This window comes from Nocardioides sp. (genome assembly GCF_964228225.1).
GTDB lineage: Bacteria > Actinomycetota > Actinomycetes > Propionibacteriales > Nocardioidaceae > Nocardioides.
On the sequence record NZ_CAXQZB010000045.1, the window covers coordinates 65437 to 79690 of the forward strand.

13 protein-coding genes are annotated in these 14254 nt (G+C 72.3%); 10 read left to right on the plus strand and 3 right to left on the minus strand.

Features of this window, described 5'->3' with window-relative positions; all coding sequences use genetic code 11:
* Positions 1-20 precede the first annotated feature (20 nt).
* The 4 genes from ACERUJ_RS10205 (at position 21) to ACERUJ_RS10220 (ending at position 3960) form a co-directional block, all read left to right on the plus strand.
* Positions 21-1202: a CaiB/BaiF CoA transferase family protein gene (locus tag ACERUJ_RS10205; RefSeq protein ID WP_370248413.1), complete on the plus strand. Its 1182-nt coding sequence runs from the start codon at positions 21-23 to the stop codon at positions 1200-1202.
* A gap of 191 nt (positions 1203-1393) precedes the next feature.
* A complete protein-coding gene (locus ACERUJ_RS10210) occupies positions 1394-2848 on the plus strand; it encodes a flavin-containing monooxygenase (protein ID WP_370248414.1) in 1455 nt (484 codons plus the stop codon).
* 162 nt (positions 2849-3010) lie between these two features.
* Entirely contained in the window at positions 3011-3205 is a 195-nt protein-coding gene (locus ACERUJ_RS10215) for a CsbD family protein (protein WP_370248415.1), read from the plus strand.
* A gap of 62 nt (positions 3206-3267) precedes the next feature.
* A complete protein-coding gene (locus tag ACERUJ_RS10220) occupies positions 3268-3960 on the plus strand; it encodes a type II CAAX prenyl endopeptidase Rce1 family protein (RefSeq protein ID WP_370248416.1) in 693 nt (230 codons plus the stop codon).
* Positions 3961-3974: 14 nt separating this feature from the next.
* On the opposite strand, the gene ACERUJ_RS10225 is transcribed toward ACERUJ_RS10220, so the two are convergent.
* On the minus strand, positions 3975-4865 hold the full coding sequence (locus ACERUJ_RS10225; protein ID WP_370248417.1) for an NAD(P)H-binding protein: 891 nt from the start codon (positions 4863-4865) through the stop codon (positions 3975-3977).
* A 35-nt stretch (positions 4866-4900) separates the two neighbouring features.
* Entirely contained in the window at positions 4901-5671 is a 771-nt protein-coding gene (locus ACERUJ_RS10230) for a MerR family transcriptional regulator (RefSeq protein ID WP_370248418.1), read from the minus strand.
* Positions 5672-5770: 99 nt separating this feature from the next.
* On the opposite strand from ACERUJ_RS10230, the gene ACERUJ_RS10235 reads away from it, so the two are divergent.
* Positions 5771-6982 carry an acetyl-CoA C-acetyltransferase gene (locus tag ACERUJ_RS10235; protein ID WP_370248419.1) on the plus strand — a complete coding sequence of 404 codons (1212 nt, stop codon included), beginning with the start codon at positions 5771-5773 and terminating at the stop codon, positions 6980-6982.
* Between the two features lie 38 nt (positions 6983-7020).
* A complete protein-coding gene (locus ACERUJ_RS10240; RefSeq protein WP_370248420.1) occupies positions 7021-9216 on the plus strand; it encodes a 3-hydroxyacyl-CoA dehydrogenase NAD-binding domain-containing protein in 2196 nt (731 codons plus the stop codon).
* Positions 9217-9461: 245 nt separating this feature from the next.
* Here the strand turns inward: ACERUJ_RS10240 and ACERUJ_RS10245 are convergent, their stop codons facing one another.
* Positions 9462-9989: a hypothetical protein gene (locus tag ACERUJ_RS10245; protein WP_370248421.1), complete on the minus strand. Its 528-nt coding sequence runs from the start codon at positions 9987-9989 to the stop codon at positions 9462-9464.
* 63 nt (positions 9990-10052) lie between these two features.
* Between ACERUJ_RS10245 and ACERUJ_RS10250 the strand changes: the two genes are divergently transcribed.
* The 4 genes from ACERUJ_RS10250 to ACERUJ_RS10265 are packed head-to-tail and all read left to right on the plus strand — an operon-like array spanning position 10053 to position 14210.
* A complete protein-coding gene (locus ACERUJ_RS10250) occupies positions 10053-11309 on the plus strand; it encodes an acyl-CoA dehydrogenase family protein (protein WP_370248422.1) in 1257 nt (418 codons plus the stop codon).
* Positions 11306-12415 (plus strand): phosphotransferase family protein, encoded by a 1110-nt coding sequence (locus ACERUJ_RS10255; protein WP_370248423.1) that lies wholly within the window; start codon positions 11306-11308, stop codon positions 12413-12415. The genes ACERUJ_RS10250 and ACERUJ_RS10255 overlap by 4 nt, the downstream gene beginning before the upstream one ends.
* Positions 12415-13122 carry a histidine phosphatase family protein gene (locus ACERUJ_RS10260; RefSeq protein ID WP_370248424.1) on the plus strand — a complete coding sequence of 236 codons (708 nt, stop codon included), beginning with the start codon at positions 12415-12417 and terminating at the stop codon, positions 13120-13122. Before ACERUJ_RS10255 ends, ACERUJ_RS10260 begins: the two co-directional genes overlap by 1 nt.
* A complete protein-coding gene (locus tag ACERUJ_RS10265) occupies positions 13119-14210 on the plus strand; it encodes a VanZ family protein (RefSeq protein ID WP_370248425.1) in 1092 nt (363 codons plus the stop codon). The genes ACERUJ_RS10260 and ACERUJ_RS10265 overlap by 4 nt, the downstream gene beginning before the upstream one ends.
* Positions 14211-14254: the final 44 nt, after the last annotated feature.

The window sequence follows — 14254 nt, forward strand, 5'->3', positions numbered from 1 at the left end:
AAACTGGCACAATCGCGACCATGAGCGATGCAGCCACCCCCTCCGCCGTCACCGTCCAGCTCGGGCAGGGCACCGGCCCGCTGCGCGGGGTCAAGGTCGTCGAGATCGCGGGCATCGGTCCCGGTCCGCACGCCTGCATGATCCTGGCCGACCTCGGCGCCGACATCATCCGCGTCGAGCGCCCCGGCGGGCAGATGCTGGCCGGCGGCAAGACCATGGCCCTCAACCGCGGTCGCCCCAGCGTCGCGCTCAACCTCAAGGACCCCGCGGCGGCCCAGGTCGTGCTCGACCTCGTGCGCGACGCCGACGTGCTCGTGGAGGGCATGCGCCCCGGCGTGTGCGAGCGGCTGGGGATCGGTCCCGAGGACTGCCACGCCGTCAACCCGCGCCTGGTGTACGGCCGGATGACCGGCTGGGGGCAGGACGGCCCCCTGGCCCAGGCCGCCGGCCACGACATGAACTACATCGCCATCACCGGCACCCTGTTCGGCCTCGGCCAGGATCCCGCCCGGCCCCACTTCCCGGCCAACCTCGTGGGCGACTTCGGTGGTGGCTCCACCTACCTCGTGATCGGCATCCTCGCCGCCCTGCTCGAGGCCAAGGTCTCGGGCCAGGGTCAGGTCGTGGACGCCGCGATCGTCGACGGCACCGCCCACCTCAACGCCATGACCGCCGCCTTCCTCGCCACCGGCGGCTACCAGGAGAAGCGCGCGGCCAACCTGCTCGACGGCGGCGTGCCGTTCTACGACATCTACGAGACCAGCGACGGGCGCCACCTCAGCGTCGGCGCCCTCGAGCCGCAGTTCTTCGACGCCCTCGTCACCATCCTCGGCGTCAAGGACACCTGCCCCGGCCAGGCCGACATGGGCCGCTACGACGAGATGCGCGAGGTCTTCACGACCGCCTTCAAGTCCAAGACCCAGGCCGAGTGGATCGAGATCTTCGAGGGCACCGACGCCTGCGTGGCCGGCATCGTGCCCATGACCGAGGCCTTCCACCACCCGCACCTCGTGGCCCGCGGCACCTGGGTGGAGGCCCACGGCTACACCCAGCCCGCCCCCGCCCCCCGTTTCTCCCGCACCGAGGCCACCGTCGGCCTCGCCCCGCCGGCCCCCGGCGAGCACACCCGGGCCGCGCTGGAGGCCTGGGGGATCCCCGACGTCGACGGGCTGATCGAGAAGGGCATCGCCGTCCAGGCCTGACCCTCCCGGCCCGCTCCGGGTCACCGTCTCCCGTTGTCACAAGCAATCCGCAGGTCGATTCAGCGAATCGGCCTGCGGATTGCTTGTGACAACGTCCCCCGGCGACCCCCGACGACCGTGCGGGGGAGTGTGGCGCGCGTCGCACCGCCGTACCTGTTGAACGTTTGTCAATAAGGCAGTAGCGTCCTGCCATGTCCTCCGCAGCCTCGACCCCTGAGCACGTCGACGTCATCGTCGTCGGCGCCGGCCTGAGCGGCATCGGTGCCGCCTGCCAGCTGGCCACCGGCCAGCCCGACAAGAGCGTGATGATCCTGGAGAGCCGCGAGGTCAGCGGCGGCACCTGGGACCTGTTCCGCTACCCGGGCATCCGCTCGGACTCCGACATGTTCACCTTCGGCTACCGCTGGCGCCCCTGGCCCAGCGAGACCGCGCTGGCCGACGGCCACATGATCCTGAGCTACCTGCGCACGGTGGCCGAGGAGTACGGCGTCGACAAGCTGGTCCGCTACCGCCACAAGGTCACCGGCGCCAGCTGGGACAGCGGCACCAAGCGGTGGACCGTCACGGTCGACCACGACGGCGCCGCGCTGACCTTCACCTGCGACTTCCTCTGGGGCTGCACCGGCTACTACGACTACGAGCAGGGCCACCGCCCCGAGTTCCCGGGCGAGAAGAAGTTCAAGGGCACGATGGTGCACCCGCAGTTCTGGCCCGAGGACCTGGACTACACCGGCAAGAAGGTCGTGGTCATCGGCTCGGGCGCCACCGCGGTGACCCTGGTGCCCTCGATGTCGCCCGACGCCGAGCACGTCACGATGCTGCAGCGCACCCCCACCTACATCCTCCCGCAGCCCGGCAAGGACCCCCTGGCCGTCGCGCTGCGCAAGGTGCCGGACTCCCTGGCCTACCCGGTCGTGCGGTGGAAGAACGTGCTGCAGCTGGTGGGCAGCTACCAGATGGCGCGCAAGTTCCCCGACCAGGCCAAGAAGTTCGTGCGCAAGTTCACCGAGCGCCAGCTGCCCGAGGGCTGCTCCTACGACGAGAACTTCCAGCCGCCGTACAACCCCTGGGACCAGCGGCTGTGCGTGGTGCCGAACAGCGACCTGTTCCGAGCCCTGCGCTCGGGCAAGGCCTCGGTGGTCACCGACACCATCGACACCTTCACCCCCACCGGCATCCGCCTCTCCTCGGGTCAGGAGCTGGAGGCCGACATCGTCATCACCGCCACCGGCCTGAAGCTCAAGCTCTTCGGCGGCATCGACGTCGTGGTGGACGGCGAGCCGTTCCGGCCCAGCGACACCATGGTCTACAAGGGCCTGATGATCAGCGGCATCCCGAACTTCGCCTTCACGATCGGCTACACCAACGCCTCCTGGACCCTCAAGGCCGACCTCGTGGGCGACTACGTCGTGCGGCTGCTCAAGCACATGGACAAGAAGGGCCTGAGCACGGTCGTGCCGATCAAGGACGACAGCATCGGCGAGCGGCCGTTCATGGACCTGGCCTCCGGCTACATCCAGCGCGCGCTGGACGGCCTGCCCCGCCAGGGTGACCGGGTCCCGTGGATGCTCAAGCAGAACTACCTGATGGACCTGCGGATGATCCGCCGCAGCGAGCTCGAGGACGGCGTCCTGCAGTTCGCCTGAGCGCCCTACCCGGTCGCCCCGACCGGGACCACCCCCGGCCCGCGTGCTCTCAATCACGCGGGCCGGCGGCGTTCCGGAGGCATGATCCGAATTGGATCGGGCACAAGAAGATCGAAGGCGATCGACCGACCGCCTCAGCCAGATCGTTCAAGGAGGAAGATCATGGGTCTGTCCGACAAGATCAGCGCGAAGGCCGAGAACCTGGGCGGCCAGGCGAAGGAGGCCGCCGGCAAGGCGACCGGCAACGAGGAGCTGCAGGCCGAGGGCAAGGCCGACCAGATCTCGGGCAAGGTCAAGGAGGGCGTCGAGAAGGTCAAGGACGCCGTCGCCGACATCAAGGACGGGCTCACCAAGTAAGCCCACCCCCACGGCGTCCTCACCCCTCGCTAGCGTTGCTGGCGAGGGGTGAGTCATTTCCGATGGTCCGGTACTTCATCACGCGCTCGCTGTGGGAGCAGGTTCCTCGCGACCACCGCGAGTCCGAGCCTGCCCTGCGACGCCGTCAGATCGTCACCGTCGTGGTCACCCTGCTGGGCGCCGGCGTGCTCGGCGTGCTGCTGCGCCTGGAGGAGGGCAGCGCCACCTTCGTGCTGGTCTCCCTCGGCCTGGCGCTGCTGTGGACCGTGGGTGCCTTCGCCTCCGGTCCGCTCCACCTGGGCCGGATCGAGGTGCGCCAGGTGCTGGAGCGACCTGTGCTCCAGCCCTTCCTGCTCGGCGCCGGCCTGGCCGCGGTGTTCGTCGTCGGCGCGCTCATCGTGCGCGAGATCGAGCCGCTCGCCGAGCAGGTGCGCGGGGTCCTCGGCTACGCCGACCAGGGCTCGCTCCCGGTGCTCGTGGTGATCACCGCGGTCAACGGCATCGCCGAGGAGCTCTTCTTCCGCGGCGCCGCCTACGCCGCCATCACCCGTCACCCGGTGGTGTGGACGACGGTCGCCTACACCGTGGCCACCGCCGCCACGGGCAACATCATGCTCAGCTTCGCCGCGGTGCTGCTCGGGGTCCTCGTGGGCCTGCAGCGCCGCGCCTCCGGCGGCATCCTGGCCCCGATCATCACCCACATCACGTGGTCGCTCACGATGCTCTTCGCGCTGCCGGCGATCTTCGGCGTCTGACGCCGTTCGGGCCCCTAGGCCGCGGCGGTCTGCTCGGCCAGCGCCTCGCGCACGGCGTCGAGGTAGCCCATCGGCTCGCCCGGCACGACGTCGCGGATGGCGTGGTCGCGCACCAGCACCTCGGTGCCCATGGAGTCGATGAGGTTGCGCCCGGTCGTGACGTCGACGTCGGTGACGAAGGAGATCCAGCGCGAGGACAGCGACGGGGTGAGCACCGGGACGGTGATGATCGGGATGCGGCGACCGTTGATGACCTCCGCGGCCTGCTGCAGCATCTCGCGGTAGGACAGCTGGTCGGGGCCGCCGATGTCGAAGGTGCGGCCGCGGGCGCCGGGGTGGTCGAGCACCCCGAGCAGGTAGCGCACGACGTCGCGCAGCGCGATCGGCTGGCTGCGCGTCGAGGCCCACTGCGGCACGACCATCGCGGGCAGGTTCTTCACCAGCTGCCGGGTGATCTCCCACGAGATCCCGCCCGCGCCCACGACGATCGCGGCGCGCAGCACCGTGACCGGCACGCCGGCCTCGCCCAGGCACCCCTCCACCTCGCGCCGGGAGCGCAGGTGCGCCGACAGCGCGTCGTCCTCGTCGCCCAGCCCGCCGAGGTAGACGATCTGGCGCACCCCGGCGGCAGCCGCCGCGGCGCCGAAGGCCCGCGCGGCCTCGGCGTCCTTGCGCTCGAAGTCGTCGTCGTCCAGGGAGTGCACCAGGTAGTAGGCCGCCTCGACGCCCGCCAGGGCGGCCGCGAGCGAGTCGGGGTCGTGCACGTCGCCCGCGACGGCGTCGCCGGGGCCGTCGTAGGCCTCGGGACGCCGGGTCATGGCGTGCACGTCGTGACCGTGCTCGAGCAGCGCCGGCACCAGCCGGCGCCCGACGAACCCGGTGGCCCCGGTCACCAGCACGCGCACCCCTCGACCCTACGGGCCCGGATGCGGCGGGGGGTTCACCCGCCGGGACCCCGGGGCGCGCGGGTGCGGCGGTCGATGTTCTCGCGGCGGATCTCGTCCATGCCGGCCTCGTAGGCCGCCACGAGCGAGGTGATCGAGAGCGGCTTGAGGCGCTCCACGATCGCCTGCACGCTCTCGGGGGTCATGCCGGCCTCCTTGTAGGTGGGCCAGGCGAGGCGGCGGAAGATGTCGTAGAGCTCGCGGGCGATCTGGCGGCCGTGGTCGGCGTACATCTGCGAGGCCACCGCCGCGGCCTCGGGAGGGAAGCCGATCTCGATCAGCCCGAAGGCCACCGAGAGCTGGGTGGGGGAGACGTCGAAGGTGCCGTCGGGGCGCTGCTCGACGACGTTGAGGGTGGCGAGCAGGGCGAGGTCGTCGTCGCTGAGCGGGCGCTCGGCACGGCTCTCGAGGTCGGCGCGGGTCATCCGCACCGAGCGGTCGTGGGCCCACGGGGCGAGCATCGTGCGGCGCAGCGCGATGTCGCCGGGGGTGGCGTCGGCGGGGATGTCCTCGAGGTACCGCTCGATCGCCGAGAGCGTGAAGCCGTGGGCCTGCAGCTCCTGCACCAGCTCGAGCCGGGCGACGTGGTCGGGGGTGTAGTAGCCCGAGCGGCCACGGCGCAGCGGCGGCGGCACGAGGCCGCGGGAGGTGTAGAAGCGCACGTTGCGCACCGAGATGCCCACCCGGGCGCACAGCTCCTCGAGGGTGAGCAGGGGCTCGTCCGGGCCGTCGTCGAGGACCTGCTCGGTCGTTGTGTCGGACGTCACGTCACCCCTCCTCCCGGACTCCGCGTCGGATGCCTTGACCATCGTGACAGCATTGGTGTCACAATCGTCCCACATTCTCACTTCCTTCAAGGACGGGTCATGGCTGAAGCATTCGTGTACGACCACCTGCGCACCCCGCGCGGCAAGGGCAAGGCTGCGGGCTCCCTCCACGAGGTGAAGCCGGTCGACCTCGTCGTCGGGCTCCTCGACGAGGTCCGCAAGCGCAACCCCTCCCTCGACCCCGCCCGCGTGGACGACGTCGTGCTCGGTGTCGTGTCCCCGGTCGGCGAGCAGGGCGGCGACATCGCCAAGACCGCGGCGCTGGCCGCCGGCTACCCCGACACCGTCGCGGGCGTGCAGCTCAACCGCTTCTGCGCCTCGGGCCTGGAGGCCGTCAACCAGGCCGCCGGCCGCATCCGCGGCGGCATGGAGGACCTCATCATCGCCGGTGGCGTGGAGTCGATGTCCAACGTGCCGATGGGCTCCGACGGCGGCGCCTGGGCGCAGGACCCCGCCACCGCGTTCCGCGCCAGCTTCGTGCCGCAGGGCATCGGGGCCGACCTCATCGCCACCCTCGAGGGCTGGGGCCGCGACGACGTCGACGCCTACGCCGCCGAGTCGCACCACCGGGCCGCCAAGGCGTGGGCCAACGGCTACTTCGCCGACTCGGTCGTGCCGGTCACCGACATCAACGGCCTGGTCGTGCTCGACCACGACGAGACCGTGCGCCCCGACACCTCCCCCGAGGGCCTGGCCAACCTCAAGCCGTCCTTCGCCGGCATCGGCCGCGACGCCGGCTTCGACGACGTCGCGCTCGAGAAGTACCACTGGCTGGAGAAGATCAACCACGTGCACCACGCCGGCAACTCCTCCGGCATCGTGGACGGCTCCGCGCTGATGCTGATCGGCAACGAGCAGGTGGGCAGCGACCTCGGCCTCACCCCCCGTGCGCGCATCGTCTCCATGGCCGTGTCGGGCGCCGACCCCGTCATCATGCTCACCGGTCCCGCGCCGGCCGCGCGCAAGGCGCTGGCCAAGGCCGGGCTGGAGACCAAGGACATCGACCTGTTCGAGATCAACGAGGCCTTCGCCTCGGTGGCGATGCGCTTCATGCGCGACATGGGCATCAGCCACGAGATCACCAACGTCAACGGCGGCGCGATCGCCATGGGCCACCCGCTGGGCGCCACCGGGGCGATGATCCTCGGCACGCTGATCGACGAGCTCGCCCGCCGCGACCTCAAGCGCGGCCTCGCCACGCTCTGCGTCGGCGGCGGCATGGGCATCGCCACCATCGTCGAGCTCGTCTGAGCTCCCCCACGCGACACGACAGGAACCCACACGTAGTCATGAGCACCACCGCAACCGAGACCGCCGTCCGCTACGAGCGTGACGCCGACGGGATCGTGACCCTCACCCTGGACGACCCGAACCAGTCGGCCAACACGATGAACCAGCTCTACATCGACTCCATGCGTGACGCCGTCGAGCGGCTCTACGCCGAGGTCGACGACGTCACCGGCGTCGTGGTCGCCAGCGCGAAGAAGACCTTCTTCGCCGGCGGCGACCTCAAGGGCATGGTGCAGGCCACCAAGGACGACGCCGCCTCGGTGTTCGCCATGGCCGAGGGCGTCAAGGGCCCGCTGCGCCGCCTCGAGCTCTTCCCCCGCCCGGTCGTGGCCGCCATCAACGGCGCCGCGCTCGGCGGCGGTCTCGAGATCACCCTGGCCTGCAACCGCCGCATCGTCGTCAACGACCCGCGCATCCCGCTCGGCCTGCCCGAGGTGAGCCTGGGCCTGCTGCCCGGCGGCGGCGGCGTCACCCGCATCGTGCGGATGTTCGGCCTGCAGGACGGCCTGATGGGCGTGCTGCTGGAGGGCAAGCAGTTCCGCCCCGACGCCGCGCTGAAGCAGGGCCTGGTCGACGAGCTCGTCGACTCGGCCGACGACCTGATCCCCACCGCCAAGGCGTGGATCAAGGCCAACCCCGAGGCGTCGAAGAACCCCTGGGACGCCCCCGGCTACAAGATGCCCGGCGGCTCGCCGAAGTCCCCGGCCCTGGCCGGCTTCCTGCCCGCCTTCCCGGCGCTGCTGCGCAAGCAGACCAAGGGCGCGGTCTACCCCGCCGCCCGCGCGATCCTCTCGGCCGCGGTCGAGGGCGCGAGCCGCGACTTCGACACCGCCTCGCGCATCGAGTCGCGCTACCTGGTGAACCTCATCACCAACCAGGGCTCGAAGGACATGATCCAGGCGTTCTTCTTCGACCTGCAGGCCATCAACTCCGGCAAGCTGCGCCCCCAGGGCATCGAGCCGTGGAAGGCCACCAAGGTCGGCGTGCTGGGTGCGGGCATGATGGGCGCCGGCATCGCCTACGTGTGCGCCAAGGCCGGCATGGAGGTCGTCCTCAAGGACATCTCCACCGAGGCCGCCGAGCGCGGCAAGGCCTACTCCGAGGGCCTGCTCGACAAGGCCGTCGCCAAGGGCCGCTCCACCGAGGAGAAGAAGGCCGAGCTGCTCGGCCGGATCACCGCCACCGCCGAGGCCTCCGACCTCGCCGGCTGCGACCTCGTGATCGAGGCCGTCTTCGAGGACCCCTCGCTCAAGGCCAAGGTGTTCGCCGAGGTCGCGCCGTTCGTGAACAAGGACGCGCTGCTCTGCTCCAACACCTCCACCCTGCCGATCAGCGAGCTCGCCGGCGGCGTCGACCGCCCGGCCGACTTCATCGGTCTGCACTTCTTCAGCCCCGTCGACAAGATGCCGCTGGTCGAGATCATCGCCGGCAAGGAGACCTCCGACGAGGCGCTCGCCAAGGCCTACGACGTCGTCCTGCAGATCAAGAAGACCCCGATCGTCGTCAACGACTCGCGCGGCTTCTACACCTCGCGGGTCATCGGCTTCATGGTCAACGAGGGTCTGGCGATGCTCGCCGAGGGCGTGGCCCCGTGGAGCATCGAGCGCGGCACCAGCCAGGCCGGCTACCCCGCCCCCGTGCTGCAGCTCTCCGACGAGCTGAACATGGAGCTGATGGGCAAGATCGCCGCCGCCACCCGCGAGGCCGCGGAGCGCGACGGCGTCGAGCTGGTGGAGCACCCCGGCACCGCCGTGGTCACCAAGATGCTGGAGGCGGGCCGCCCGGGCCGCCTGCGCAAGGCCGGCTTCTACGACTACGACGAGTCCGGCAAGCGCCAGGGCATGTGGGCGGGCCTCACCGAGCTCTTCCCGACCGCCGAGCAGCAGATCCCGATCCAGGACATCAAGGACCGGATGATGTTCGCCGAGGCGCTCGAGACCGCCAAGTGCTTCGAGGAGGGCGTCATCACCTCCGCCGCCGCCGCGAACATCGGCTCCATCATGGGCATCGGGTTCCCCCCGATGACCGGTGGTGCCGCCCAGTTCATGACCGGCTACGTCGGCGCCGACGGCGAGATCGGCCTCAACGCCTTCATCGCGCGCGCCGACGAGCTCGCCGCCGCCTACGGGGACCGCTTCGCGCCCACCGCGTGGCTGCGCGAGCTCGCCGCCTCGGGTGGGTCCTTCCCCGCCTGAGCGCACCCCGCTCCACCCTGATCGACCCGTCGGGCCGGTACCTGTTCCAGGTGCCGGCCCGACGGCCGTTCCCGGCCCCGATCTGTGTCCGATCCCTCGGGACGCGGGGGTCAGTTTGCTCGGTTGGCCGAGCAAACCGTCGGTTTCCGGCCCCGAGAGGCCCTCTGAGCGACAGTTTGCTCGGCCAACCGAGGAAACCGTCGCTCCACCCCGACGCCGGGCAAGCCGAGCGGTCGGTGAGTTGCTCAGTCGGGCGGGAGGGCGGCGCGGGCGCAGGTGGCCTGGGCGTCGGTGAGTGCGGTGACGGCGGGGTCGCCCAGCGCGGCGGTGAGGGCGGCGATCTGTGCCGCCCGGACCTGCGCGGGGCTCACCGCGGCCTCGAAGCACCTGGTGAAGGCGGCGACGTCGAGTCGCCCCTTGGACTGCGCCGAGAGCGCGAGCCCGGCGGCGTCGGTGTAGGAGACGCAGCCGCCCTGGGCGTCCACCCAGGCCGCGGCGTCGTCCTCGGGCAGCACCGGCAGGCTGGTGACGACCCGACCGTCCTCGATGATCCCCGCGTCGGCCAGGCCCTCGACGCCGAGGTCGGCGAGCAGGGCGTCGGCGAAGCAGCCGGCCTGGTCGGCGATCTCGTCGGTGACGGCGTCGTCGGCCTCGTAGAGCCGCACGAGCCCGGCGCGCACGTCGTCGGTGCTCGGAGGCGCGGAACCGGCGTCGCACCCGGTGGTGGCGGCCACCGTCAGCAGGCCGAGCAGGGGCAGCAGCACACGGGGCACGGCCGCATCCTCCCACGTCGGCGGAGGGGTCCCGCCGCGCGCGGGGAGGGGTAGCCTCGCGACGTGGATTTCGCTCCCTCGCCCCGCGCCGCCGACCTCACCGCCCGCGTCAACGCCTTCATCGACGACGTCGTGGCCCCGGCCGAGGAGGGCTACCACGCCGACCTCGCAGAGCAGCGTCGCACCGGCGACCCGTGGCGCCCGCTGCCGCTGATCGAGGAGCTCAAGGCCGAGGCCCGGGCCCGCGGCCTGTGGAACCTCTTCCTGCCGGCCGAGCACGCCGGGGAGTACGCCGCCCGCTTCGGCGTCGACGGCGGCGAGGGGCTCACCAACGTCGACTACGCCCCCATCGCCGAGGCCACGGGCCGCTCGGCGCTCGCGCCGCTGGTGATGAACTGCAACGCCCCCGACACCGGCAACATGGAGGTGCTGCTGCGCTACGGCACCCCGGAGCAGCGCGCCACCTGGCTCGAGCCGCTGCTGGAGGGCCGGATCCGCTCGGCGTTCGCGATGACCGAGCCCGACGTCGCCTCCTCGGACGCCACCAACATGGCCGCCACCGCGGTGGTGGACGGCGACGAGATGGTGATCAACGGCCGCAAGTGGTGGTCCACCGGGATCGGCCACCCCGACTGCCGGATCCTGGTGTTCATGGGCCTCACCGACCCCGAGGCCGACCGCCACCGCCGGCACTCGATGGTGCTCGTGCCGCGCGACACCCCCGGGGTGAAGGTCGAGCGGATGCTCAACACCATGGGCTACTACGACGAGCCGCTGGGCCACGGCGAGGTCTCCTTCACCGACGTGCGCGTGCCGTTGGGCAACGTCATCGGCGGACCCGGCGAGGCGTTCGCGATCGCCCAGGGCCGGCTCGGGCCCGGCCGGGTGCACCACTGCATGCGGCTCATCGGCCTGGCCGAGATGGCGCTGGAGCGCGCCTGCCGCCGCTCGCTGGAGCGCAGCGCGTTCGGCAAGCCGCTGGCCAACCTCGGCGGCAACCGCGAGCGCATCGCCGAGGCCCGCATCGCCATCGACTCGGTGCGGCTGCTCGTGCTCCACGCCGCGTGGAAGCTCGACGTCGGCGGCCCGCTGAACGCCCTCAGCGAGGTCGCCCAGATCAAGGTCGCCGCTCCCGCGATGGCCCAGCAGGTGATCGACATGGCGATGCAGATCCACGGCGGCGGCGGGCTGTCCGACGACCACCCGCTGGCCGGTGCCTGGACGGTGGCCCGCGCCCTGCGGCTGGCCGACGGGCCCGACGAGGTGCACCGCGGCGTCATCGCCCGTCTCGAGCTGGGCAAGTACGGGGCCCGCCGATGACGGCCGCGGGCCCCGACGCCGGCAACCCGGCCGGTGCCGTCCGCGCCGAGGACGCCTTCGCCGTCGACGCGGTGGCCGGCTGGATCGGGCGCGGCCCGATCGCCGAGGTGCGCCAGTTCGGCGGCGGCGCCTCCAACCTCACCTACCTGCTGCGCTACGACGACGGCCCGGACCTCGTGCTGCGGCGTCCCCCGGCCGGGGTGAAGGCCGCCAGCGCCCACGACATGGGCCGGGAGTACCGGGTGCAGGAGGCGCTGGCGCCGGTGTTCCCGTTCGTGCCGCGGCTGGTGGGCCACTGCGAGGACACCTCGGTGATCGGCACCGAGTTCTACGTCATGGAGAAGGTCGAGGGCACGATCCTGCGCCAGGACCTGCCCGGGCCGATGCCGCCGGAGCAGGTGTCGCAGCTGTGCGAGCAGGCGGTGCAGGTGCTCGTCGCGCTGCACGGCGTCGACGTCGCGGGCGTGCCGGCCCTCGCCGCCCTCGGCAAGGGCGAGGGCTACGTCGGTCGCCAGGTGCGGGGCTGGACCGCTCGGTTCCAGGCCGCGGTCACCGACGACACCGGCGACTGGAGCGACGTCGCCCGCTGGCTCGTCGAGCACCAGCCGAGCGACGTCGCGCAGGTGCTGGTGCACAACGACTTCCGGCTCGACAACCTCGTGCTCGACCTCGACGGCGGTGCCCACGACGGTGCCGGCGCCCCGGCCCGCGTCGTCGCGGTGCTGGACTGGGAGATGGCCACGGTCGGCGACCCCCTGATGGACCTCGGCGGCGCGCTGGCCTACTGGGTGCAGGCCGACGACGACGAGGTCTTCCAGCTCTTCCGCCGCCAACCCACCACCGCGCCGGGCATGTGGACCCGGGCCGAGGTGGTGCAGCGCTACGCCGCGCTCGCGGGCCGGGAGGTCACCCCCGCGCAGTGGCGCTTCTACGAGGTCTTCGGCCTGTTCCGGCTCGCGGTGATCGCCCAGCAGATCTGGTACCGCTACGCCCACGGCCAGACCACCAACCCGGCCTTCGCGGTGCTCGGGCCCGCGGTGGGCTACCTCGAGCAGCGCTGCCGCGGCCTGCTCACCGCGCCGCTGGACACCTGGGGCGGGGCCTGATGGGGCGACTGCTGCTGGTGCGCCATGGGCAGGCGTCCTTCGGGGCCGCCGACTACGACGTCCTCTCCCCGACGGGGTGGGAGCAGGGGCGGGCGTTGGGCCGCTGGCTGGCCGCGCGCGGGGTGGTGCCGACGTCGATCGTGCGGGGCGACCTCGCCCGGCACCGCGACACCCTCGCCGCGATGCGCGAGGGTGCGGGGGAGTCGGCGGCCGCCGGCTGGCCTACCGAGGTGGTCGATGCCGACTGGAACGAGTTCGACCACGTCGCGCTCGTGGCCGCGGCGGTGGACCTGCTCGGGCCCGAGCACGCGGGCCGCGACCACCACACGCTCAGCCGTCGTGAGTTCCAGGACCTCTTCGAGCGCGCGACCGCGCGCTGGAGCGCCGGCGAGCCGGGCGACTACCCCGAGACCTGGAACGACTTCACCGGCCGGGTGCAGCGCGCGCTGGGGCTCGCCGCCGAGGACGCGGGGTCCGGGCGCACCGTCGTCGTGGTCACCTCCGGCGGGCCGATCGGGGTGTGTGCCGCGCACCTGGCCGACCCCGAGGACCCCGACCCCGCGGGGCTGGCGCGCCGCTGGCAGCGGTTCAACACCGTGGCCGTCAACACCGGCGTCACCCCGCTGGTGGTGGGCGGCACGGGGGTGCGGATGCTCGGCTTCAACGACCACGCCCACCTCGACGACGCCCTGCGCACCTACCGATGAGCGACCAGCTGACCAACGCGCTGCTCGCCATGGCGGGCGGCACGGTGGGCGCGATCCTGCTCTTCGTGCCGACGGCGGCCTACCAGTACCGCCTCGACGGGCGCCTGGACCCGCGCGACCTGCTCACCCTGGCCGCGGCGCCGGTGTACGCGCTGGCGCTGTGGACCTACACCCTGCTGCCCTTCCCCGACCCCGACCGGCTGCGCTGCCAGGACGCCCGGCTCGACCCGCGCGAGTCCCTGGAGCTGGTCTCCACCCACGGTCGGGGCCTGGCCGGGGTGCTCACCGATCCGGCGTTCCTCCAGCTCGCCCTCAACGTCGCCCTGTTCGTGCCGCTGGGCTGGTTCCTGCGGGTCGTGCTGCGCCGCGGCCTGCCGACGGCGCTCGGGGTGGGGCTGGCGATGTCGCTGCTCGTCGAGCTGACCCAGCTCTCCGGGGCCTGGGGCCTCTACGACTGCGCGTTCCGCACCTTCGACGTCGACGACCTGATCACCAACACCGCCGGCGCGGTGGCGGGCTCGCTCGTCGCGTTCCTCGCCCTCGACCGGGTCGACCCCACGACGCCGCCGCTCCCGGCGCACGTCAGCCTCGGACGCCGGCTCGCCGGGCTGGCCTCCGACCTCCTGCTCACCCTCGTGCTCGGGGGCGCGGTGGCGGCGATCGTGCGCGGTGTGCTGGTGCGCCTGGACGCGCCACCCTCGCGCGGTGCCCTGCTCGCGCTCGCCCTGCTCGTGGTGCTGGCGGCCCAGGCGGTGTCGGTGCTGGCCTCGACCCGCACCCTGGGCGAGCACGTCGTCGCCGTGCGTCCTGCGCCGCCGGTGCCGGCGGCGGGCCGGCTCCGGCTCCTCCTCGCCGGCCCGGGGCTCCTCCTGGGCGGCCTCGCCCTCGGGGCCCTCTCCTGGCAGGCGAGCCTCGCCGCGCTCGGCCTGCTCGGCCTCGCCCACGGCGTCGCCCTGGCCCTCACGCGCGACCAGGAGTACCGCGGGCTCCCGGGACTGCTCGCCGGCACCGGGCTGGTCGTGGCGGCCGAGGAGCACTTCGCCGGCGCCACCCCCGGCCTCGGCCGGGCCGGGGGCCTGCGCGACTGAGGCTCCGGTCGTCACCAGCGAACGGCAGGTCGAATCGACGATTC

Excerpts from the sequence above, each read along its gene's own strand:
- ACERUJ_RS10220 (WP_370248416.1), top strand. The coding sequence starts at position 3,268 with ATGGTCCGGTACTTCATCACGCGCTCGCTGTGGGAGCAGGTTCCTCGC.
- ACERUJ_RS10205 (WP_370248413.1), top strand. The coding sequence starts at position 21 with ATGAGCGATGCAGCCACCCCCTCCGCCGTCACCGTCCAGCTCGGGCAG.
- ACERUJ_RS10210 (WP_370248414.1), top strand. The coding sequence starts at position 1,394 with ATGTCCTCCGCAGCCTCGACCCCTGAGCACGTCGACGTCATCGTCGTC.
- ACERUJ_RS10240 (WP_370248420.1), top strand. The coding sequence starts at position 7,021 with ATGAGCACCACCGCAACCGAGACCGCCGTCCGCTACGAGCGTGACGCC.
- ACERUJ_RS10260 (WP_370248424.1), top strand. The coding sequence starts at position 12,415 with ATGGGGCGACTGCTGCTGGTGCGCCATGGGCAGGCGTCCTTCGGGGCC.
- ACERUJ_RS10255 (WP_370248423.1), top strand. The coding sequence starts at position 11,306 with ATGACGGCCGCGGGCCCCGACGCCGGCAACCCGGCCGGTGCCGTCCGC.
- ACERUJ_RS10215 (WP_370248415.1), top strand. The coding sequence starts at position 3,011 with ATGGGTCTGTCCGACAAGATCAGCGCGAAGGCCGAGAACCTGGGCGGC.
- ACERUJ_RS10235 (WP_370248419.1), top strand. The coding sequence starts at position 5,771 with ATGGCTGAAGCATTCGTGTACGACCACCTGCGCACCCCGCGCGGCAAG.
- ACERUJ_RS10265 (WP_370248425.1), top strand. The coding sequence starts at position 13,119 with ATGAGCGACCAGCTGACCAACGCGCTGCTCGCCATGGCGGGCGGCACG.